General features: G+C 62.3%; 16 protein-coding genes and 1 riboswitch. Of the genes, 9 read left to right on the top strand and 7 right to left on the bottom strand.

Features of this window, described 5'->3' with window-relative positions; genetic code table 11:
• Nucleotides 1-20: 20 nt before the first annotated feature.
• On the top strand, nt 21-1,391 hold the full coding sequence (locus AAFN47_RS13420) for an MFS transporter (RefSeq protein ID WP_499809745.1): 1,371 nt from the start codon (nt 21-23) through the stop codon (nt 1,389-1,391).
• A 413-nt stretch (nt 1,392-1,804) separates the two neighbouring features.
• On the opposite strand, the gene AAFN47_RS13415 is transcribed toward AAFN47_RS13420, so the two are convergent.
• Nucleotides 1,805-3,013 carry a mandelate racemase/muconate lactonizing enzyme family protein gene (locus AAFN47_RS13415; protein ID WP_499809744.1) on the bottom strand — a complete coding sequence of 403 codons (1,209 nt, stop codon included), beginning with the start codon at nt 3,011-3,013 and terminating at the stop codon, nt 1,805-1,807.
• The gene (locus tag AAFN47_RS13410) at nt 3,010-4,644 is read right to left on the bottom strand and encodes a GMC family oxidoreductase (RefSeq protein WP_499809743.1); all 1,635 of its coding nucleotides are present in this window, start codon (nt 4,642-4,644) and stop codon (nt 3,010-3,012) included. The genes AAFN47_RS13415 and AAFN47_RS13410 overlap by 4 nt, the downstream gene beginning before the upstream one ends.
• Nucleotides 4,645-4,764: 120 nt before the next feature.
• Between AAFN47_RS13410 and AAFN47_RS13405 the strand changes: the two genes are divergently transcribed.
• From AAFN47_RS13405 to thiD, 7 genes are all read left to right on the top strand, one after another.
• Nucleotides 4,765-6,594, top strand: a complete 1,830-nt coding sequence (locus tag AAFN47_RS13405) for an acyl-CoA dehydrogenase (protein ID WP_499809742.1) — start codon at nt 4,765-4,767, stop codon at nt 6,592-6,594.
• Between the two features lie 254 nt (nt 6,595-6,848).
• A riboswitch (TPP riboswitch) is annotated at nt 6,849-6,965 on the top strand.
• 112 nt (nt 6,966-7,077) lie between these two features.
• Nucleotides 7,078-8,916 carry a phosphomethylpyrimidine synthase ThiC gene (gene thiC, locus AAFN47_RS13400; RefSeq protein ID WP_499809741.1) on the top strand — a complete coding sequence of 613 codons (1,839 nt, stop codon included), beginning with the start codon at nt 7,078-7,080 and terminating at the stop codon, nt 8,914-8,916.
• Nucleotides 8,913-9,908: a glycine oxidase ThiO gene (gene thiO, locus AAFN47_RS13395; protein WP_499809740.1), complete on the top strand. Its 996-nt coding sequence runs from the start codon at nt 8,913-8,915 to the stop codon at nt 9,906-9,908. The genes thiC and thiO overlap by 4 nt, the downstream gene beginning before the upstream one ends.
• A complete protein-coding gene (thiS, locus tag AAFN47_RS13390; RefSeq protein WP_499809739.1) occupies nt 9,892-10,089 on the top strand; it encodes a sulfur carrier protein ThiS in 198 nt (65 codons plus the stop codon). The genes thiO and thiS overlap by 17 nt, the downstream gene beginning before the upstream one ends.
• 3 nt (nt 10,090-10,092) lie before the next feature.
• Complete coding sequence (locus tag AAFN47_RS13385; protein ID WP_499809738.1) at nt 10,093-10,869, top strand: thiazole synthase; 777 nt, start codon at nt 10,093-10,095, stop codon at nt 10,867-10,869.
• Nucleotides 10,866-11,471, top strand: a complete 606-nt coding sequence (locus AAFN47_RS13380) for a thiamine phosphate synthase (protein WP_499809737.1) — start codon at nt 10,866-10,868, stop codon at nt 11,469-11,471. Before AAFN47_RS13385 ends, AAFN47_RS13380 begins: the two co-directional genes overlap by 4 nt.
• Nucleotides 11,441-12,217: a bifunctional hydroxymethylpyrimidine kinase/phosphomethylpyrimidine kinase gene (gene thiD, locus AAFN47_RS13375; protein WP_499809736.1), complete on the top strand. Its 777-nt coding sequence runs from the start codon at nt 11,441-11,443 to the stop codon at nt 12,215-12,217. Before AAFN47_RS13380 ends, thiD begins: the two co-directional genes overlap by 31 nt.
• Here the strand turns inward: thiD and cysN are convergent.
• The 5 genes from cysN to AAFN47_RS13350 form a co-directional block, all read right to left on the bottom strand.
• Nucleotides 12,207-14,090 (bottom strand): sulfate adenylyltransferase subunit CysN, encoded by a 1,884-nt coding sequence (gene cysN, locus AAFN47_RS13370; protein ID WP_499809735.1) that lies wholly within the window; start codon nt 14,088-14,090, stop codon nt 12,207-12,209. The two genes, thiD and cysN, sit on opposite strands and share 11 nt — an antisense overlap.
• Entirely contained in the window at nt 14,090-15,025 is a 936-nt protein-coding gene (gene cysD / locus AAFN47_RS13365) for a sulfate adenylyltransferase subunit CysD (protein WP_499809842.1), read from the bottom strand. Before cysD ends, cysN begins: the two co-directional genes overlap by 1 nt.
• A 667-nt stretch (nt 15,026-15,692) precedes the next feature.
• Entirely contained in the window at nt 15,693-16,502 is an 810-nt protein-coding gene (gene cysQ / locus AAFN47_RS13360) for a 3'(2'),5'-bisphosphate nucleotidase CysQ (RefSeq protein WP_499809734.1), read from the bottom strand.
• Nucleotides 16,503-16,541: 39 nt separating this feature from the next.
• Complete coding sequence (locus AAFN47_RS13355; RefSeq protein WP_499809733.1) at nt 16,542-17,957, bottom strand: mannose-1-phosphate guanylyltransferase/mannose-6-phosphate isomerase; 1,416 nt, start codon at nt 17,955-17,957, stop codon at nt 16,542-16,544.
• 111 nt (nt 17,958-18,068) lie between these two features.
• Nucleotides 18,069-19,238 (bottom strand): YeeE/YedE family protein, encoded by a 1,170-nt coding sequence (locus AAFN47_RS13350; protein ID WP_499809732.1) that lies wholly within the window; start codon nt 19,236-19,238, stop codon nt 18,069-18,071.
• Between the two features lie 205 nt (nt 19,239-19,443).
• Between AAFN47_RS13350 and glpK the strand changes: the two genes are divergently transcribed.
• Nucleotides 19,444-20,937 carry a glycerol kinase GlpK gene (gene glpK / locus AAFN47_RS13345; RefSeq protein WP_499809731.1) on the top strand — a complete coding sequence of 498 codons (1,494 nt, stop codon included), beginning with the start codon at nt 19,444-19,446 and terminating at the stop codon, nt 20,935-20,937.
• The last annotated feature ends 43 nt before the right edge of the window (nt 20,938-20,980 follow it).

Raw genomic sequence — 20,980 nt, 5'->3', positions numbered from 1 at the left:
AGCCCGCCGGGGACGGATCTATGGTCACACTCGCCGCAGACAGCCGGAAATGGTGGATACTGGCCGCAACATCCGGCGTGCTTGGTCTAACGGTGCTCGACGAGACGATCGTCGGCGTAGCGCTTCCGACCATGCGTTCGGACCTGTCGATGGGCGCGCTTGCCTCGCACTGGGTGGTCAACGCCTATCTCCTGACTTTTACCTGTTTCGTGGCGCTTGGCGGGCGCATGGGAGACGCGATCGACCGCGGACGGCTTTTCATCTTCGGCGCATTGCTGTTCGGGGTGTCGTCGCTCGCCTGCGGCTTCGCGCCGAACGGCGCCTTCCTGATCGGCGCCAGGGCGATACAAGGCGCGGGGGCGGCGATCATATTTCCCGCGGCCTTGTCGATGATTACCCTTGCCTTCAAAAAGGAAGAGCATGGCGTGGCGCTGGGGCTTCAGACGAACATATCCGCGCTTTTCATGTCGCTCGGTCCGCTGGTCGGCGGCCTTTTGACCGAAACGCTGTCCTGGCGCTGGATCTTCTGGGTCAATCTGCCGGTGGTGATCGCCGTCGCCGCCTTCGTGTTTCTCGCCTGGGACCAGCCGCCGCCGGAGCGCAAGCCGGAAAGGCAGCGGGATCACTGGGGATTTCCGACGCTGATCGTCGGTCTCAGTCTCATCGTCGTCGCGCTGATGCAGGGCGCCGACTGGGGCTGGCTGTCCGGGCTGACGCTACTCTTGTTCGCAGCCGGAGTTGTCCTGCTGGCGATCTTCTTCATGGTCGAGAAGCGTCTGGAGACGGCCTTCTTTCATGTCGACCTCCTGAAGATTGCGACCTTCACCGGCGGCAATATCGTCTTCTTCTCGTTCCAGTTCATGAAGATGGTCATTTTCGTTTTCACGCCGCTCTACCTGCAGCAGGTCATGAAGGTGTCGGCGATCGAATCGGGCGCGGTGCTGCTGCTCGCCATCCTGCCAACGCTCCTCACCTCCTACGGCTCCGGACGTGTCTCCGACCTTTACGGGTCGCGGGCGCCGCTGCTCATCACGCTGGTCATCAACGGCGCAAGCGTTCTTTTCATCGCCCTAGGCGTCGGCCTCCAGTCATTCTGGCTGATCGTCGCCGCCCTGATCGTCTGGGGCGCGTCGCTGCCGTTCTTCGCCGTCCCGGCGCGCAAGGCGCTGATGAACGCCGTGCCGGAAGCCGAACGCGGACAGGCCAGCGGCATCAATCTCACGATCCAGATGTTCGGCGGGACCGTCGGCATCGCGCTTTGTGGCGCGCTGCTACTTGAAACCGGTCAGTTCTGGCCGGTCTACCTGACGACAGGCGCGCTGGTCTTCGTCACAGCCCTGTTCGTCTGGCAACTGGTGGAGAAACAAGTCGCCGATCAGAAAATCAATTAAATAATTGATTTTATTGTGAAAAATTTAATATTTTCAAATCTGGCTTTGTTTCGGGAATCTGCGTTTTGAGACCATTACCCTGATCTGGCTTTGTTTGGGGAATCCCGGAATTTCCGTGACTGGGTTTGTTTCGGGAATCTGCAAATCAACAGCGATGCGGGAAACTGGCTTCGTTTCGGGAATTCGCGATTCTGCGACAAATCTCCAATCTGGGTTTGTTTCGGGAATCCGTCATTTCAGCGCTCGGTTGCGATCTGGCTTTGTTTCGGGAATCTGCACTTTCCGGGATTTATTGTCAGTCCGCTCCCGATCCGGGTAAAAAATTTCTACGGTCGGACAGCGCTCCATATAGCACAAATCGCGTCCGGCTGCAGCTGGAAAGTTCCTGCTATGTTCTAAATTGCAGACTGACGTCAGAACTCCGGCGGTTCTGTTTTCATGCCGAGATGCAGCGCGTCGCCGGTCCAGGGATGCGCGCGCGCGACATCCTCGTTCAGTTCCACCCCGAGACCCGGTTCCGGCGACGGAATGACGTAACCGTTTTCCCAGCGGATCGGCGATTTCAGTAATTCGGAATGAAAGCCGCCCCATGTCTGGATGCTTTCAAGGATTAGGAAGTTGGGCGAGCAGGTCGCAAGCTGGATGTTCGCCGCGCCGACAATCGGTCCGCAATAGAGGTGCGGTGCGAGCTGGGCGTACCGCGTCTCGGCCATGCCGGCGATCTTGCGGGCTTCGAGCAGGCCGCCGACACGCCCGAGATTCATCTGCAGGATCGAGGCGGCGCCGTGATCGAGCACACGGGCGAATTCGTATTTCGTGCAGAGCCGCTCGCCGGTGGATATGGGGATCGAGGTGTAGCGCGCGACCTCGGCCATCTGCTCTGGCATTTCCGGCGGCACCGGCTCCTCGAACCAGAGCGGATCGTAGGCTTCCAGCCGCCGCGCCATGCGTTTTGCCCCCGACACGGTGAACTGGCCGTGGGTGCCGAACAGCAGGTCGGCGCGCGTGCCGACGGCTTCGCGGATGCGTTTGCAGAAGAGTTCGGAGCGTTCGAGATCCTCAAGGCTCGGCTGGTGGCCGTCATAGACGGTGTATGGTCCCGCCGGGTCGAACTTCACGGCGGTGAAGCCCTGCTCGACGCAGGCAAGCGCCGCCTCGGCCGACATGTCCGGATCGTTGTAGACGTTGCGGGTGACAGGGTCCGGATAGACGTCCCCGTCCATCGGATAGAGATAGGTGTAGCTGCGCAGCCGTTCATGCACCTTGCCGCCGAGCAGGTCGTAGACCGGCCGGTTCGCCGCCTTGCCGACGATGTCCCAACAGGCCATCTCGAGCCCGCTCAACACGCCCATGACGGTCACGTCCGGGCGCAGCGTGTAGCCGGCGCCATAGGTCCGCCGCCAGAGCTTTTCGATGTGGTGCGGGTCCTCGCCCTCGAAATTGCGGGCGAACACGTCTTCGGCCATTTTCGCGCAGAGATGCGGACCGAAGGTCGCATTGTAGATTTCGCCATAGCCGACAACGCCGCAGGCCGTGACCAGCTTGACGAAGATGAAATAGTTGCCGCCGAAGCGCGGGGGCGGATTGCCGACGACGAAGGTTTCGATCGTTTGCAGTTTCATGGCGTTACCGTTTCTCCTGCGTCTTCAAGAATAAGGTCCGCGCCCCTTTGTGCAAGCATAATGGTCGGCGCGTTGGTGTTTCCGGAGGTGATGTTCGGGAAGGCCGAGGCGTCGACAACCCTGAGCGCCTCGACGCCGTGGACTTTCAGTCGGCTGTCGAGAACGGAATTTGCACTGTCAGACCCCATCCGGCAGGTGCAGGTCGGGTGGTAGTTGGTGGCGCCCCGCTCGGTGAAATCGGCGTAGATCTCTTCGTCGGACATGGTCGATGGATCCGGCTGCTTCGACCGCTTGATGAGCTGTTTTATCGTCGGCGTTTCGATCATTTGCTCGAGAAGTCGCGCGCCGCGCAGGACTGCCGCGCGGTCATTTTCTGTGGCAAGCGAGTTGGGACGGATGCGCGGCGGCGCATCCGGATTGGCCGAGGCGATGTCGATGCGGCCGCGGCTGGTTGGACGACAGGGCTGAAACGAAAGGAGAAAGCCCGGCGCGGGATCGAGCCGCGGCTTGTCGCCGCCGCCGGAGGAATAGGTCGCCGGATTGCAATAGATCTGCATATCCGGAAAGGCGCTGTTCGGGCCGGATTTGAGAAAGCCGCCGCACTGGTTGATGCTCATGCTCAACGGCCCGCGTCGGGTAAGCGCGTAACGCAACGCCACCCATGCGCGGCCGTGCAACGGATAGAGCATTCCGTTCAGCGACGGTTCGTTCGATTCGTAGAGATAGGTGATGGCGAGATGGTCCTGCATGCCGCCGCCGACTTCCGGCATGTCCTGCAGCACTTCCACGCCGGTCTCTCTGAGATGTTCGGCGGGACCGAGGCCTGAGAGCTGCAGAAGCTTGGGGCTGTTGACGGCCCCGGCGCTGATGATGACTTCGCGATTGGCGAACACCGTTTGCGATCGCCCGCCCTGGCGCAACGCAACGCCGGTCGCCTTCTTGCCGTCGAACAGGATGCTGTCGACCATCGCTTTCGTCAGAACCGTCAGGTTCGGTCTGCGCAGCGCCGGCTTGAGAAAGGCGCTCGCCGATGAACAGCGCCAGCCCATCCGGGTGTTGTTGTGGAAGAAGCCGAGACCTTCCCACCTGTCGCTGTTGGCATCGGGCGTGATCGGCCATTGCGCCTCGCGCGCCGCCTCGATGAACCGCGCGGTAAGCGGATGGACCTGGTCGGTCTCGTCCGTCACCCACAGCGGTCCATCGCCGGTTGTCTCCAGCCTGCCGTCGACGCGCCGCGCTTTGGTTTCAGTGCGCTCGAACACCGGCAGGACCGACTTCCAGTCCCAGCCTTTTGCGCCTGCGGCCGACCAGTCGTCGAAGTCGGGCGGCAGGCCGCGGCAATAGACCATGGCGTTGATCGAACTCGAACCGCCGAGAACACGACCGCGTGGCCAGTAGGCGACGCGTCCGTTGAGGCCGGGATCCGGTTCAGCCGAATACATCCAGTTGACAGCGGGACTGCGAAACGTGAAGCCATAGCCGATCGGCACCCGAATGTCGGGACGCCGGTCGCTGCCGCCTGCCTCTACAAGCAGTACGGAATTGCGGCCGCTGCGCGAGAGCCGATCGGCGAGCACGCATCCGGCGGAGCCGGCGCCGACCACGACGAAATCAAATCTGGCCCCGTTCATGCTGCGACTCCGGCAGAAGGCGGTTCGAAGAAGCCACACGAATAATCGACTCGCCGGACGCGGACAACCCGCAGTTTTTCACCTCCTTCGTGTTGAGATCGTGGTCAAAATAGATCAAGGATGAACAGAAGATTCACGGGCCGGGAGGAAGCTGTGCCGAATGTCATGCGTCGAGAGGAGATCGCCTTTCTCCTCTATGATTTTCTTGATCTGGAAAACCTTGGAAGCAGGCCGCGATACGCCGAGGCCGGACGCGACGTCTACGACGCGATCCTGGAGAGCGTCGAGCGGATCGCCGAGGACAAGTTCGAACCGCATGCGGCCAAGGTGGACGCCAACGAGCCGACTTTCGACGGCGAGACCGTGTCGATCATTCCGGATGTGAAGGAGGCGCTCGCGAGCTTCACGGAGGCCGGCCTGATGGGCGTGAGTTTCGACGAGGCGTATGGCGGGTTGCAACTGCCCTATCTTCTCAACACGGCGATCTCGGCCTGGTTCGGCGCGGCTAATACGGGCACGCACGGCTATGCCGGTCTCACCATGGCGGCGGGCAATCTGCTGGCCGAGCATGGCGACCAGGAGCAAAAGGAAATCTATCTCAAGCCGATGATCGAGGGCCGTTATTTCGGCACCATGGCGCTGTCGGAACCGCATGCCGGCTCGTCGGTCGGCGACATTCGGACGCGCGCGGAACCGCAGGACGACGGCCGCTACCGGCTCTTCGGAAACAAGATGTGGATATCCGGCGCGGACCACGAAATGTCGGAGAACATCATCAATCTGGTGCTGGCGAAGATCCCCGGCGGGCCGCCCGGCGTGAAGGGAATTTCGCTGTTCATCGTGCCGCGCTACCTGATTGAGGCGGACGGTTCGCGCGGAAAACGCAACGACATCCGGCTTGCCGGCCTCAATCACAAGATGGGCAATCGCGGCACGGTCAATTGCGTTCTCAATCTCGGAGAGAACGGGGGCGCGATCGGCTATCTCGTCGGCGAACCGCACAAGGGCCTGGCCCAGATGTTTTCGATGATGAACGAAATGCGGATCGGCGTGGGCCTGAGCGCCGCCGCGACCGGCTATACCGGCTATCTGCATGCGCTCGCCTACGCCAAGGACAGGACGCAAGGTCGGCCGCTGACGAACCGCGACCCCTCTTCGCCGATGATCCCGATCATCCGGCACGCCGACGTGCGCCGCATGCTGATGCAGCAGAAGGCCTATGCGGAGGGCGCGCTGGCCTTGTGTTTCTTCGCGGCGAGCCTCTTCGACGAAGCTGCATCGGGCGATGGCGAGGCGGCGGAAGAGGCCGGTACGCTGCTTGAAATGCTGACGCCGATCGTCAAATCGTGGCCGTCTGAGTTCGGGTTGCGTACAAATGAAAGCGCCGTCCAGGTGTTTGGCGGCGCCGGCTATACGCGCGACTATCCTGTCGAACGTCTCTATCGCGACAATCGCCTCAACCACATTCACGAGGGCACGCGCGGTATTCAGGGGCTCGACTTGCTGGGTCGAAAGGTGCCGATGGAGGGCGGCAAGGCCTTCCGGCTGCTGATGAAGAAGATATCGGAAACCGTCGCGGAAGCATCGAATGTCGAGGAGTTGAGGGAAAGCGCGCAAGCCCTTGAAAAGTGGTCGCGACTTGCCGCCGACACGACGGCGTCCATGGGGGCGAAGGCCGGGGAAGTCGATCCGGAAACCTACCTTGCCAACGCCACGATCTATCTCGACATGCTTGGCCACGTGGTCGTTGGCTGGCTGTGGCTGAAACAGGCGCAGGCGGCGCTCAGGGCGCTTGAGACCGGCGGCGCGGCGGGCGATGCTTACTACAATGGAAAAACAAAGGCTTGCCGGTATTTCTTCCGATACGAAATGCCGGTGATCAAGAGCCAGTGCGCGCTGCTCGTCACCATGGACCGGACGTGCCTGGAGATGAACGAGGCCGGTTTCTGATACCCGGGTCTCATTGAGCTACCATCTCATTTTTCGCCTGCACGGACGTGCGGGCTGCTGGATGCCGGCTCGTTGGCCGGCATGAGGGAAGTGGTTGAATTGGGTAACCCAGCGGCGCCGGGTCTGCAGCACCCAGTATGAATTTTTTCGACGCCTCCGTCCCTCGCAAGACGTCGCGGAAACATCAATCTCTTCCTGTGAAGAAGAGAACAATCTTTGTCCGTTGACAAGATCGCAGTCCTCTCCCATTGTTGACGCTTCACCAGGGGGGTCCCGACAAGGGGCTGAGATACTGCTGGCGCGAGCAGCGCAGTGACCCGATGAACCTGATCCAGTTCATACTGGCGTAGGGACGGTGCGGAAGCTTCCCGGGTCTCAACCCCGCTTTCGGAAACGACGAGAGTCCTTCCTGAATCCGGCAAGCCTCTTTCTCCTTTCGACGTCGAACTGGGTCTCCAATGCAAGCGAGCAAAGGAGGCTCCCATGACTGCTCCCCTCAACCGGTCCGGCACAACGCCAACCGTCACCACCGGCGCGCTGCCGGCTTCCCGCAAGGTCTACAAGGCAGGCCGTTTGCATTCCGGCCTGCGCGTTCCAATGCGCGAGATCGCCGTGCATCCGACCTCCGGCGAACCGCCGGTTACGGTCTACGATTCTTCCGGACCTTACACCGACGCGGAACGCACCACCGACATCGGCGCAGGCCTTCCGCGGCTGAGGGAAGCATGGATTAGAGAACGCGGCGGCGTGGAGACCTATGAAGGCCGCCACGTGAAGCCCGAGGACAATGGCTTTGTCGACGGCAAGCGGCTCACGCCGGAGTTTCCTGTGCGCAACGCGCCGATGCGCGGTCGCGACGGCAAGGCCGTCACCCAGCTGGCCTACGCCCGCGCCGGCGTTATCACGCCGGAAATGGAATTCATCGCGATCCGCGAGAATCTCGGTCGCGAAAAAGCGCTGGAGGCGGAATACGACGGTGAGCGTTTTGGCGCTTCGATCCCCGATCACGTGACACCGGAATTCGTGCGCAGCGAGGTGGCGCGCGGGAGGGCGATCATTCCCGCCAACATCAACCATCCGGAATCCGAGCCGATGATCATCGGCCGGAATTTCCTGACCAAGATCAACGCCAATATCGGCAATTCGGCGGTCACCTCGTCGATGGCCGAGGAGGTCGAGAAGATGGTGTGGGCGACGCGCTGGGGCGCAGACACGGTCATGGATCTTTCGACCGGCCGCAACATCCACAACATCCGCGAATGGATCATCCGCAATTCGCCCGCGCCCATCGGCACCGTGCCGATCTACCAGGCGCTGGAAAAGGTCAGCGGCGTGGCGGAGGATCTCGACTGGCCGGTCTTTCGCGACACGCTGATCGAGCAGGCGGAACAGGGCGTAGACTATTTCACGATCCATGCCGGTGTGAGGCTGCACTACATTCCGCTGACCGTCGATCGCGTCACCGGCATCGTCTCGCGCGGCGGCTCGATCATGGCCAAGTGGTGCCTGCACCATCACCGCGAAAGCTTCCTCTACGAGCATTTCGAGGAGATCTGCGACATTTGCCGGATGTACGACGTGTCATTTTCGCTGGGCGACGGATTGCGGCCCGGATCGATCGCGGACGCCAATGACGCGGCGCAGTTCGCCGAACTGGAGACGCTGGGCGAGCTCACTCAAATCGCATGGGACAAGGACTGCCAGGTGATGATCGAGGGGCCGGGTCACGTGCCGATGCACAAGATCAAGGAGAATGTCGACAAGCAGCTCGAGATCTGCGGCGAGGCGCCGTTCTACACGCTCGGACCGCTGACGACCGACATTGCGCCGGGCTACGACCACATTACCAGCGCCATCGGGGCAGCGATGATCGGCTGGTTCGGCACCGCGATGCTCTGCTATGTGACGCCGAAGGAGCACCTGGGCCTGCCGGACCGGGAGGACGTGAAGACCGGCGTGATCACCTACAAGATCGCGGCGCATGCGGCCGATCTCGCCAAGGGACATCCGGCGGCGAAGATCCGCGACGACGCCCTGTCGCGGGCGCGGTTCGAGTTCCGCTGGGAAGACCAGTTCAACCTGTCGCTCGATCCGGAGACGGCGCAGAACTTCCACGACGAGACGCTGCCGAAGGAGGCGCACAAGCTCGCGCATTTCTGCTCCATGTGCGGCCCGAAATTCTGTTCCATGCGTATCTCGCACGACATTCGCGCCGAGGCGCAGAAGGAGGGGATGGCGGCGATGGCCCAGAAATATCGCGAAGGCGGCGATCTTTACATGTCTGCGGAGGCGCTGGAAAAATCCGGGGATCAGAAGCTGTGACCGTCCTGATCAAGGGGGCCGGGGTCGCCGGCCTCGCCCTTGCGGCTGAACTTGCAAGGCGGGAGGTCGCGGTGGCCGTGATCGATCGCAGCGAGAGCCTCCTCGGCAACGCCTCTGCCATGGCGGGGGGAATGCTGGCGCCCTGGTGCGAGCGGGCGAGCGCGGAAGAAGAGGTGCTGACGTGGGGCAGGGACGCTGCCGACTGGTGGAACGATATCCTGCCGGGCGAAGTGACCCGGAACGGAACGCTCGTCGTTGCGCCGGGACGGGACAGGGCGGAACTGGCGCGGTTTGCGAGCCGCACGACAGGCTACACGGTTATCGACGCCGATAGAATCGCGGAGCTGGAGCCGGATCTGGCTGGTCGCTTTCACCATGCGCTGTTCTTCCAAAGCGAGGCGCATCTTGACCCGCGGCGAGCGTTGTCGGGGCTGCTGGACATACTGAAAAGCCGCGGGGTTCGATTTTACTTCGGCGGAACCTTCAATGAAGCCGCAGAGAATTGCAGCCTCGAGGCCGACTGCACGGGTTTCGCACGAGCTGCGGACGATCCCGATCTGCGCGGCGTGCGCGGCGAGATGCTGATCCTGCGGACCGCCGAGATCAGCCTGTCGCGACCGGTGCGTCTGCTCCACCCGCGTTTCCCTGTCTATGTCGTGCCTCGGCAGGACCACTGCTTCATGGTCGGCGCGACGATGATCGAAAGCAGCCGGGCGGGACCGGTTTCCGTGCGCTCGATGATGGAGCTCATGAACGCCGCCTACAGCCTGCACCCGGCCTTCGGCGAAGCCGAAGTGGTCGAAACCGGCGTCGGCGTCCGCCCGGCCTATCCCGACAACCTGCCGCGGGTGAAAGTCGAGGGTGGCGTGGTTTCGGTCAACGGGCTCTACCGTCACGGCTTTCTGCTGGCGCCCGCCATGGCCAGGCAGGCGGCCGATCTTCTTTGCGAACAGATATCAGGAATGGAGTTGCGCAATGGAACTCACGGTTAACGGCGAACGCCAAGACATATCGGCGTCGACGCTCGCCGACCTCATGGACGCCCTCGATTATCGCGGCGAATGGCTGGCGACGGCCGTCAACGGCGAACTGGTCAAGGCGTCCCGCAGATCGTCGAGGATACTCAACGAAGGCGACCGGATCGAGATCCTGTCGCCGATGAAGGGAGGGTGAGTCATGCTGGAACTTTATGGCCGGGCGGTGGCCTCGCGACTGTTGCTTGGAACCGCGAACTACCCTTCGCCCGCCGTGCTGCAGCGGGCGGTGCGCGAAGCGGGCGCGCAGATCGTGACGGTGTCGCTGCGCCGGGAGATCGCCGGCGGCAGCGGACGGGTTGGCGGTTTCTGGTCGCTGATCTGCGATCTCGACGTGCAGGTTTTGCCCAACACCGCTGGCTGCCACTCGGTGAAGGAGGCCGTGCTGACGGCGCAAATGGCGCGCGAGGTGTTCGGCACGAACTGGATCAAGCTCGAAGTGATCGGCCACCACGACACGCTGCAGCCGGATGTCTTCGCGCTGGTGGAAGCCGCGCGAATCCTGATTGACGACGGGTTCGAGGTGTTCCCTTACACGACAGACGATCTGGTGGTCGCCGACCGGCTGCTTGACGCCGGATGCCGGGTGCTCATGCCCTGGTGCGCGCCGATCGGTTCTGCCAGGGGGCCTGTCGACAAGGATGCGCTCCGAAGCCTGCGCGCCCATGTCCCGGACATTCCCCTGATTGTCGACGCTGGCATCGGACGCCCGTCGCATGCGGCCGCGGTGATGGAGCTTGGTTACGACGCCGTGCTCCTCAACACGGCAGTGGCCGCGGCCAGCGATCCCGTGGCGATGGCGAAGGCCTTTGCGCTGGCGATCGAGGCGGGACATCTCGCGGCCGGCGCACAGCCGCTCGAACCGCGTGACGTCGCCGTGCCTTCGACGCCGGTGATCGGCAAGGCGGTGTTCTCGTGACGCTCGATCCTTTCTATCTCATCGTCGACAGCGCCGCCTGGATCGAGCGGCTGGCGCCGCTCGGCGTCAGGCTCGTGCAGTTGCGGATCAAGGACGCCGCGGAGGCAGAGCTACGCGCCGAAATCCGCAAGGCGCGCGACCTTTGCCATGCCCATGGCTGCCAGTTGATCGTCAACGATTTCTGGCGGCTGGCGATCGAGGAGGGATGCGACTTTGTGCATCTCGGCCAGGAAGATCTGGCCGAAGCCGATCGCCTCGCGATCAGGAAGGCCGGATTGCGGCTGGGACTGAGCACTCACGACTACGACGAACTGGAAACGGCGCTTCTGGCTGAACCGGACTATGTCGCGCTCGGCCCGATCTATCCGACCCGGCTGAAGAAAATGAAGTGGGATCCGCAGGGGCTCGATCGCATCGCGCAGTGGAGGAAGCGGATTGGCGACCTGCCGCTGGTCGCGATTGGCGGGTTGACGCCCGATCGGTTGGAAGGCGTGTTCGCGCATGGCGCCGAATGCGCGGCGGTGGTGACCGACATCACGCTTAATCCCGATCCGAAAGCGCGGACGGTCGAATGGATCGAAACCACCGCGCGATGGCGATGAAGCCGTATGTGCTGGTCGTCGGAGGAACCGATTCCTCGGGCGGCGCGGGGGTGTCGCGCGACACGACGACGCTGGCTGCGTTCGGCGTGGCGGCTTGTCCCGCGATCACGGCGGTGACTGTGCAAACCCATCATGGCGTGAGACATATCGAGGCGATGCCGGGCGACCTGATCCTGCAGCAGATGGCGGCGGCAGCGGAGGCGAACCCGATCCGTGCCGTCAAGATCGGCCTGCTGGGGCACGCGGAGGCCATTCGTGCCGTTGTATCCTTTCTGGCGGCGAACAGAGAGATGCCGGCGGTGCTCGATCCTGTTCTTGTCAGTTCGTCGGGAGGTCGGCTGACCGACGAGGCGGCGATCGTCAACTTGAGAGACTGTCTCATGCCGCTCTGCACTCTGGTGACGCCCAATCTTGCCGAACTGGCCTGTCTGCTCGAAGAGCCGGAGGCGAAATCCGCATCGGCGGCGGAACATCAGGGCAGGGCGCTGCTGAGGCAAGGCTGCCGGGCCGTTCTGGTCAAGGGCGGACACGCCGGCGGAGACGCTGCAACAGACGTGCTGTTTCGACACGACAGCGAACCGGTCCGGTTTTCGGCTCCCCGGCTGGACGGATCGTTGCGCGGGACCGGCTGTATGCTGGCGAGCGCGATCGCCGCCGGCCTGGCCAGCGGCGAAAGCCTTGAAAACAGCATCCGGTCGGCGAAAGCTTATGTCTTCGACCGGATCGCGGAGGCCGCTACAGGTTGAGGTCGAGACCGGCCGCCAGATGGTCGGCCAGCGCGTCGAGGGTTTCCATCTCCGTGTGGAGGTGGAATTCCGGGGTTTCCGGGGCCTCGTAAGGACTGTCGATACCGGTGAAGTTCGGCAGTTCGCCGCGACGGGCTTTCTTATAGAGCCCCTTCGGGTCGCGCTTTTCGGCGGTTTCCAGCGGCGTATCGACGAAAATCTCCACGAACTCGTCTGCCTCGAAGAGTTCGCGCGCCATCTGCCGCTCCGCGCGGAATGGCGAGATGAAGGCGGTCATGACGATCAGCCCTGCGTCGACCATCAGCTTTGCGACTTCGGCGATGCGGCGAATGTTTTCCACCCGGTCGGCGTCGGTGAAACCGAGATCGCGGTTGAGGCCGAGGCGGACATTGTCGCCATCGAGGATGTAGGTCCGCAGGCCCTGAGCGTGCAACCGCTGTTCCAACGCATTGGCGATGGTCGACTTGCCGGAGCCGCTGAGGCCGGTGAACCACAGCACCTTGCCCTTGTGGCCGTTGAGATGCGCGCGGGCAGCCTTGTCTACGGTGACGGCCTGGCGGTGGACGTTGCTTGCGCGCCGCAGCGCGTAGTCGATCATGCCGGCGGCGACAGTGCGGTTGGTCTGCCGGTCGATGAGCACGAAGGAGCCCATGGCCGGACAATCCCTGAAGGGCTCGAAGGCGACCGGCCGGTCTAGACCGAGTTTCACGACGCTGATGTCGTTGAGCGCCAGATTGCGGCCGGGCACCTCCTCGAAGGTGTTGATATTGTATTTGTGACGAATGTCCGACAGCGTGGCGTTGACCATGGCTGCGCCGATTTTCATGCGGTAGCTGCGGCCGATGAAGCCTTCTTCCTGATCCATCCAGACAAGCTTCGTCTCGAACTGATCCGAGGTTTCGCAAGGGTCCTGTCCGGCGACGATGACGTCGCCGCGCGATATGTCGACTTCCCGGTCGAGCGTAACGGTGACGGCCTGGTCCGTGAGCGTTGTCTCAAGATCGCTCATGCCAAGCAGGATGCGGTCGACGGTGGCCTGTTCACCCGATGGCAGGATACGGACCTTGTCGCCTTTGGACACGCTGCCCGCGACGACGACGCCGGCATAGCCGCGAAAGTCGAGATCCGGGCGATTGACCCACTGCACCGGCATGCGAAAGCCGTGATCGGCGAGCGCCTTTCGTGTCTCGACGACGCCGAGGAAACCAAGCAGGGTAGGTCCGTGATACCAGTGGGTCTTGCCTGAGCGTTCGACGATGTTGTCGCCCTTGAGCGCAGAGACGGGAATGGCCGTGATCGTCTCGAAGTCGAGCGCCTCGGCCATCTTTTCATAGTCCTCGACGATGGCGTCGTAGATGGCCTCGTCATAGCCGACGAGGTCCATCTTGTTGACGGCGAGCACGATGTGACGGATGCCGAGCAGTGACACGATGAAGCTGTGGCGGCGGCTCTGGGTGAGCACGCCCTTGCGGGCGTCGATCAGGATGACGGCGACGTCGGCCGTCGAGGCGCCGGTGACCATGTTGCGGGTGTATTGTTCGTGGCCGGGTGTGTCGGCGACGATGAACTTGCGCTTGTCGGTCGCGAAGAACCGGTAGGCGACGTCGATGGTGATGCCCTGTTCGCGCTCCGCGCTCAGGCCGTCGACGAGCAGCGCGAAGTCGATGTCTTCGCCTTGCGTGCCGATCTTGCGCGACGTGTTTTCGAGTTCCGCCAGCTGGTCGTCGAAGATCATCTTCGATTCGTAGAGCATGCGCCCGATCAGGGTCGACTTGCCGTCGTCGACGCTGCCGCAGGTGATGAAGCGGAGCGTTTCGAGGCCCGCCTGATGTTCCAGATAGGACTGGATGTCCTTTGCCGTTTCGACGTTCATCAGAAGTACCCCTCCTGCTTCTTGTGCTCCATGGAGGCGGCGCTGTCGGTGTCGATGGCGCGTCCCTGGCGTTCGCTGCTGTGGGTCTGGAGGAGTTCGAGAATGATCGCGCCGAGGTCTTCGGCTTCGGAATCAATGCCGCCGGTGAGCGGATAGCAGCCAAGGGTGCGGAAGCGGATCTTGCGGAATCTCACGGTTTCGCCGTCCATCGGCCGGACGCGGTCGTCGTCAAGCATCATCAGCATGCCGTCGCGTTCGACAGTCGGCCGGACATGCGAGAAGTAGAGCGGCACGATGGGGATGCTTTCGCGATAGATGTACTGCCAGACGTCGAGCTCGGTCCAGTTGGAGATCGGGAAGACGCGGATGCTCTCGCCCTTGCTCTTCGTCGTGTTGTAGAGGTTCCACAGTTCCGGACGCTGGTTCTTCGGGTCCCAGCGCTGCGTCCTGGTGCGGAACGAGAAGACGCGCTCCTTGGCGCGGCTTTTTTCCTCGTCGCGACGGGCGCCGCCGAAGGCGACGTCGAAACCGTATTTGTCGAGCGCCTGTTTGAGGCCCTGCGTTTTCATGATGTCGGTGTGGACAGCGCTGCCGTGGTCGATCGGGTTGATGTCCTTTTCAACGCCCTCCGGATTGACGTGGACGATCAGGTCCATGCCGGCGTCGGCGGCCATGCGGTCGCGGAACTGGTACATCTCCTGGAACTTCCAGCGCGTATCGACATGCAGCAGCGGGAAGGGCGGCGGAGACGGGTAGAAGGCCTTGCGCGCCAGATGCAGCATGACGGCGCTGTCCTTGCCGACCGAATAGAGCATCACCGGATTGTCGGCGGTGGCGGCCACCTCGCGCATGATATGGATGCTTTCAGCCTCCAGGCGATCGAGATGGGTCAGGTGCGTTGTCTTGGGGACATCGCCTCCGGAGCGGGCGACGATATCCTCCAGGTCAACGATCGGGTGATAGGCTGCGAGCGCTGCAGTCACGCCGTCGCCGAGCCTGTTTTCGCTGTCGATCAGTTTTCTCAGACGCGCTGTCAGGAGGCCGTGCGGCCAGACCAGCATCCTGCGCTCCGGATCCTCGCGCAGCAAGCCGATGGCCTGGAGAAGCTCTTCGTCCGTCGGTTGGCTGGACGACAAAAACACCCAGCGGCGGCCACCGCGCCCGTCATTGGAGACCAGAAGACTTTGGCCATCCGGGGTTTCATGTTGCTGGACATGCAGGGAGAGCACCCGTTCCTTGCGCGCCAGTTCGGCAAGCGTTTCTGCCGCAAAGCTCTTGACAGTACGGTCGCGCTCGTCACGCAGGTCAGCCGTTTCCAGCGCAGGCGGCAGCAGGCCTTCCGACAGTATAGTGCGTTCGACAGTGCGCTTGGTGGCCGCGTCGCCCTTCTCCGAGAGTGCGGAAAACAGCGTGTCCGTGGTCCAGCAGCGTATTGCGCCGTCGCCGGAAGTGCGGTTCCGAAGTACCTCCTCGGGAAATTTCATCAGATGTCGCCCTTTGTCGCAAAATGCAAACTATTCTAAACATTAATGCGTGTGCCTTGTAAATGACTCCAGAAATGACAGTCAATTACAAGATTTTACAAATTGCGACACTGGAAAGCTACTGACCGCCGTAGGCAATAAAGGCTGAATTGCGAAATCCCGCATCCTGCTTGCCGTAGACAAAGTCCGAGCCGTCTGCCCGCACGACCTTGCCGCCGGCGCCTGAGAGGACGGCGTGTCCGGCGCCGATGTCCCACTCCATGGTCGGGCCGAAGCGCGGATAGATATCGGCTTCGCCTTCGGCCACAACACAGAATTTCAGAGAGGAACCGCGCGAAACGCACTCCGTGACGCCTTTTTCGTTCAGGAAGGCGTCCGTCTTTTCGTCGCGATGCGAACGGCTTGCGACGGCGGTCAGCTTTTCCGGAACGGGCCGGACGCGCAGCGCCTTGCGGTCGGCAATGGCGTCGACGCCTTCGCCGGCTTTTACCGCGCCGCTCCAGGCCTTGTCGCCGTCGGACCAGTATATCGTTTCGAGCGCCGGACAGAACACGACGCCGAGCAGCGGCTGGCCATTGTCGATCAGGGCGATGTTGACGGTAAAATCCGTCCGGCTCTGGATAAACTCCTTGGTGCCGTCGATCGGATCGACAAGAATGAAAGCGTCGCCGTCGAGTTGCGGAATGCGGCCGGCCGAAACCGATTCTTCCGCAACGACCGGAAACCGGGAGGCGCCCTTCGCCAGGTACTCGAGAATGACAGCCTCGGCTTCGCGGTCCGCCGCCGTCACCGGCGAATTGTCGGATTTGGTCTCCACGCCGGACAGGTTGCGGTAGTGCCGCATGACGACGCCGCCTGCCGCAAGCGCGGCCTCGAGAAACAGATATGTCAGTGATTCACGCTCGGCTGAGCCAACGGACTGCGCCATTTTTCAATCCTCATATTCCAATGTATTGCTGGGAGCCGTTTACGAGCGGCCGTAGATGTCTTCGTAGCGGACGATGTCGTCCTCGCCCAGATAGGCGCCCGTCTGCACCTCGATGAGGGTCATTGGTTCATTTCCGCGATTTTCCATCCGGTGGACGTTGCCGCGTTCGATATAGGTCGATTCGTTCGCCTCGAGCACGAGATTGGCGTCGCCGTTGACGATATGCGCGACGCCCTGGACCACCGTCCAGTGCTCCGAGCGATGCTTGTGAGACTGCAGGCTCAGGCAGCCGCCCGGCCGCACCTCGATCCGTTTGACCTTGTAACCGGGGCCTTCGTCCAGAACGGTGTAGGACCCCCATGGGCGGCGGCCCTTTGGGAAGGTGGCGTAGGCCTCGTGACCGGCATCGCGAAGCTGTTCGAACAGCGCTTTCACGTCCTGCGCCTTGTCCTTCTTCACGACCAGCGTCGCGTCGCGGGTATCGACGACGGCGATGTCGTCGACGCCGACCAGTCCGACCAGACGATTTTCGGAATGGACGAAGCAGTTGTGCGCGCCGACCATAGCGACGTCGCCGATCGCCGAGTTGCCGTCCGCGTCGCGGGCGAAACTCTCCGAAAGGGAAGACCAGGTTCCGACATCGCTCCAGCCGATATCCGCCCGAATGACGGAAAGGTTTTTCACCTTCTCCATCACCGCGTAGTCGACGGAGATCTTCGGAACCGTGGCGAATGTCTCGCCGTCCAGCGTCGTCTCTATGCGGCCGTCGTCGAACTCTTCCCTGTCGCCTTTCTCAATAGCGAGGCGGCTCTTTTCGAGGATATCAGGGCACCACTCCTGCATCGACGCGATCATCGAACCGGCGGCAAAGCAGAACATGCCGGAATTCCAGAGGAAACGGCCCGATTCAAGATAGGATTGCGCGGTTTCAACGTCAGGCTTTTCGACGAAGCGCACGGCGTTCTCGCCGTCGACCTCGATGTAACCGTAGCCGGTTTCAGGTCCTGTCGGCTTGATGCCGAAAGTGACGATGCGGCCTTCCGAGGCTCTTTGCGCCGCCTTGGCGACCGCTGCGCGAAAGCCTTCCCGATCGAGGATCACGTGATCCGCGGGCAGGAGCAGGATGATTGCGTCGTCGCCGAAGGCCTCCGCCACATAGGCTGCGGCGACGGCCGTGGCCGCAGCCGTGTCGCGCCCTTGCGGCTCCAGCAGATAGTGGTTCTTGACCGGACCGTCGCCATACTGTTCGTATTCATCGACCGTCTTGAACGAGGAATCCCGCGCGGTGATCGTCACCACGTCGGAGACGCCTTCCAGAGATGCGGCGCGGTCATAGGTGTTGAGCAGGAGTGACCGGCCGTTTTCGAGCGGCAGGAAGGGTTTCGGATGAGACTGGCGGGATGCAGGCCACAGACGGGAGCCCACGCCGCCGCTGACGATGACTGGTACAATCATTCTTTCGGGTTTTCCCTGAGAGCGGTCGGTTGCATTGCTTGAGTGTGATGAACCCAATTGTTTACATTATCAAGACATGGATGAAACATCAGGGGTTCAACGCAGGTTGATCTAGACGGTTCCGCCGGCGATCCGAGACCGTATGCGGATGCCTGCCAGACTGCCTGCAAAACCGAAGACGAGCCAGCCCCAGCCATGCAAGCTGCCGGATATCACGCCGCCGATATAGGCGCCGATATTGCAACCATATGCGAGGCGCGCGCCGTATCCCATCAACAGGCCGCCGACAATCGACAGGAGCAGAGCCTTGCCGGAAATTCGAAAATTCGGAGCAAACCGGCCGGCGAGCGAGGCGGCGAGGAGCGCGCCGGCGACGATGCCGAAATTCATGACGGACGTCGTATCGGCAAAGACGCTCGCCTCGATGCGGTGCGTCTGTCCTGACCAGTACGGCCACGTCTCGACCGGAACGCCAATTCCATTTGCGATCTTGGCGCCCCAAAGGGCAAAGGCCGACGTAATACCCCAGGGATGCGTCAACGTCACAAGGGTCAGGATGCTCACCACGGACAGTGCGATAGCGCCCCAGGACTTTGGCCACGGTCCGCGCAACAGACCGCCATTCCAAACGGCTTCTTCAAGATGTCCGTACCGCCGCCGCTCCCGGCGCATTGCCAGAAATGCGATTGCGCCCAGCAGAAACGCTGTGAGAGCGAAAGCGCCGACGGCGCCGAAGTCGTTGACAAGCGAGTAGGCCCTGAAGGCCGGCAACGACCACCAGAACGGCATGTGCGCGGTGGCGATGATGGAACCCAGAACGAAGCCCGCGAGTGTCACGATCATTCTCGTATTGCCGCCGCCTGCCGTAAACAGCGTGCCGGAGGCGCAACTGCCGGAGAACTGCATGCCGACGCCGAACAGGAAGGCGCCGAGCGCAGCCGACACGCCGAAGGGCGCAACGGCGCCGTAAAGGTTGCGTCCGAAAACGCCGCCGCTTTCCAGCAAGGGAAAAGAAACCGCGCATGTCAGAAGAATGAGCAGGATCTGCGCTCTCAGCCCGTCGCTCCTCGCCTCGACAGCGACTTGGCGCCAGGCGGAAGTGAAGCCGAAGGCCGCATGATAGAGCGATACGCCGGCCAAAAGGCCCAGCAGCGCGGCTTCCGTCGATCTTGTCGCTCCTTCGCGCCATGCCGCCAGGAGAAGAAGCAACGCAAGCAGCAGCGAGGCGACCAGAACCGGTCGTTGAAGGGGAAGATATGCGCCGGGCGTTTTCTGCAGCATGATAGCCTGACACTATCGGGCAGACCTGCCGGATTGCACAAGTCAAACAACAACACATTTTCGACAGTGTGTGACAGGGTTTTGTCTTGAAGATCGCCGAAGGAATGGAAATGGAGGTCCTTCTGCTTGACGATATACGGTTGCTTGATGTTTCGTGCCGTGCGGCGCATGCAACGTCGTGGGGTAACTGCGGGGGGAGGACATAATGGCGGACCACATTCTTGCGATCGATCAGGGCACGACATCGAGCCGCGCCATCATATTCGACGGCGCGCAATCCATTGTCGCCGTCGGCCAGAAGGAATTCGCCCAGCATTTCCCCGATTCGGGCTGGGTGGAGCATGATCCGGAGGAAATCTGGAAAACCGTGCTCTGGTCTGTCGAGAAGGCGATGGCCGACGCATCGCTGAAGCCCGCCGACATCGCCGCAATCGGCATCACCAATCAGCGCGAAACGGTCGTCGTCTGGGATCGCGAGAGCGGTGAGCCGATCCATAACGCCATCGTCTGGCAGGATCGGCGTACGGCGGCGTATTGCGACGCGCTCAAGCAGCGCGGTCTTGAACCGGTGTTCACGGAAAAGACCGGACTGCTCCTCGATCCGTATTTTTCCGGCACCAAGGTCAACTGGCTTCTGGACAACGTCGAAGGCGCGCGGGAGCGCGCGACGCGCGGCAATTTGTGTTTCGGAACCATCGACGCCTTTCTGATCTGGCGTCTGACCGACGGCGCGCGCCACGTCACCGATGCGACCAACGCCTCGCGCACGCTCCTGTTCAATATCGAGAAGAATGACTGGGACGCGGAACTGCTCGAAATTCTCGAGGTCCCGGCCTCGATGCTGCCTGAGGTTCATGACTGCGCGGCCGATTTCGGCGTGGTCGCGAGCGGTCTTCCGCTCGCCGGAACGCCGATCCTGGGCGTGGCGGGCGACCAGCAGGCGGCGTTGATCGGCAATGCATGCTTTGAGCCCGGCATGATGAAATCAACCTACGGGACAGGATGTTTCGCGCTGCTCAATACCGGCTCCGATCTGGTGCGCTCGAAGAACCGGCTCCTGACGACAATCGGCTATCGGCTGGACGGCGCAACCACCTATGCGCTGGAAGGTTCGATCTTCGTCGCCGGCGCCGGCGTGCAGTGGTTGCGCGACAAACTCGGAATCATTCGTTCGGCCGCTGAAAGCGGCAGGCTTGCCGCACAGGCCGATCCGCAGCAGCACGTCTATTTCGTGCCGGCGTTCGTCGGGCTCGGCGCGCCGCACTGGGACGCCGACGCACGCGGCGCCGTGTTCGGGCTGACGCGCAATTTCGGCGCGCCCGAAATGGCGAAAGCGGTGCTCGATTCGGTCTGCTTCCAGACCTACGATCTGCTGGAGGCCAACAAGAACGACTGGAGTTCCGGCGACGCCGACACCGTGCTGCGGGTTGACGGCGGCATGGTCGCCTCCGACTGGACGATGCAGCGTCTTGCCGACATTCTGGCCGCGCCTGTCGACCGTCCGGTGATCCTGGAGACCACGGCGCTGGGCGCCGCATGGCTTGCCGGATACAAGGCTGGCGTGTGGCCGGACGCGGCAGGTTTTTCGCAAAGCTGGCGTCTCGATCGCCGCTTCGAGCCGCAGCTCGACGAGGAGACCAGACAGCGCGATCTCGCCGGCTGGCAGGATGCCATCAGTCGCACTTTGACCAAGCGATAGTTTCCTAAGGTCTTTTACACGAAGGCGCTCGGCACCGAGCTGC

Origin of the sequence: Hoeflea sp. CAU 1731, from assembly GCF_039888615.1 — a bacterium.
Taxonomy (GTDB): Bacteria; Pseudomonadota; Alphaproteobacteria; order Rhizobiales; family Rhizobiaceae; genus Flavimaribacter.
Note: the sequence above shows the minus strand (reverse complement) of the source record. Positions and strands in the feature narration are given on the sequence as shown.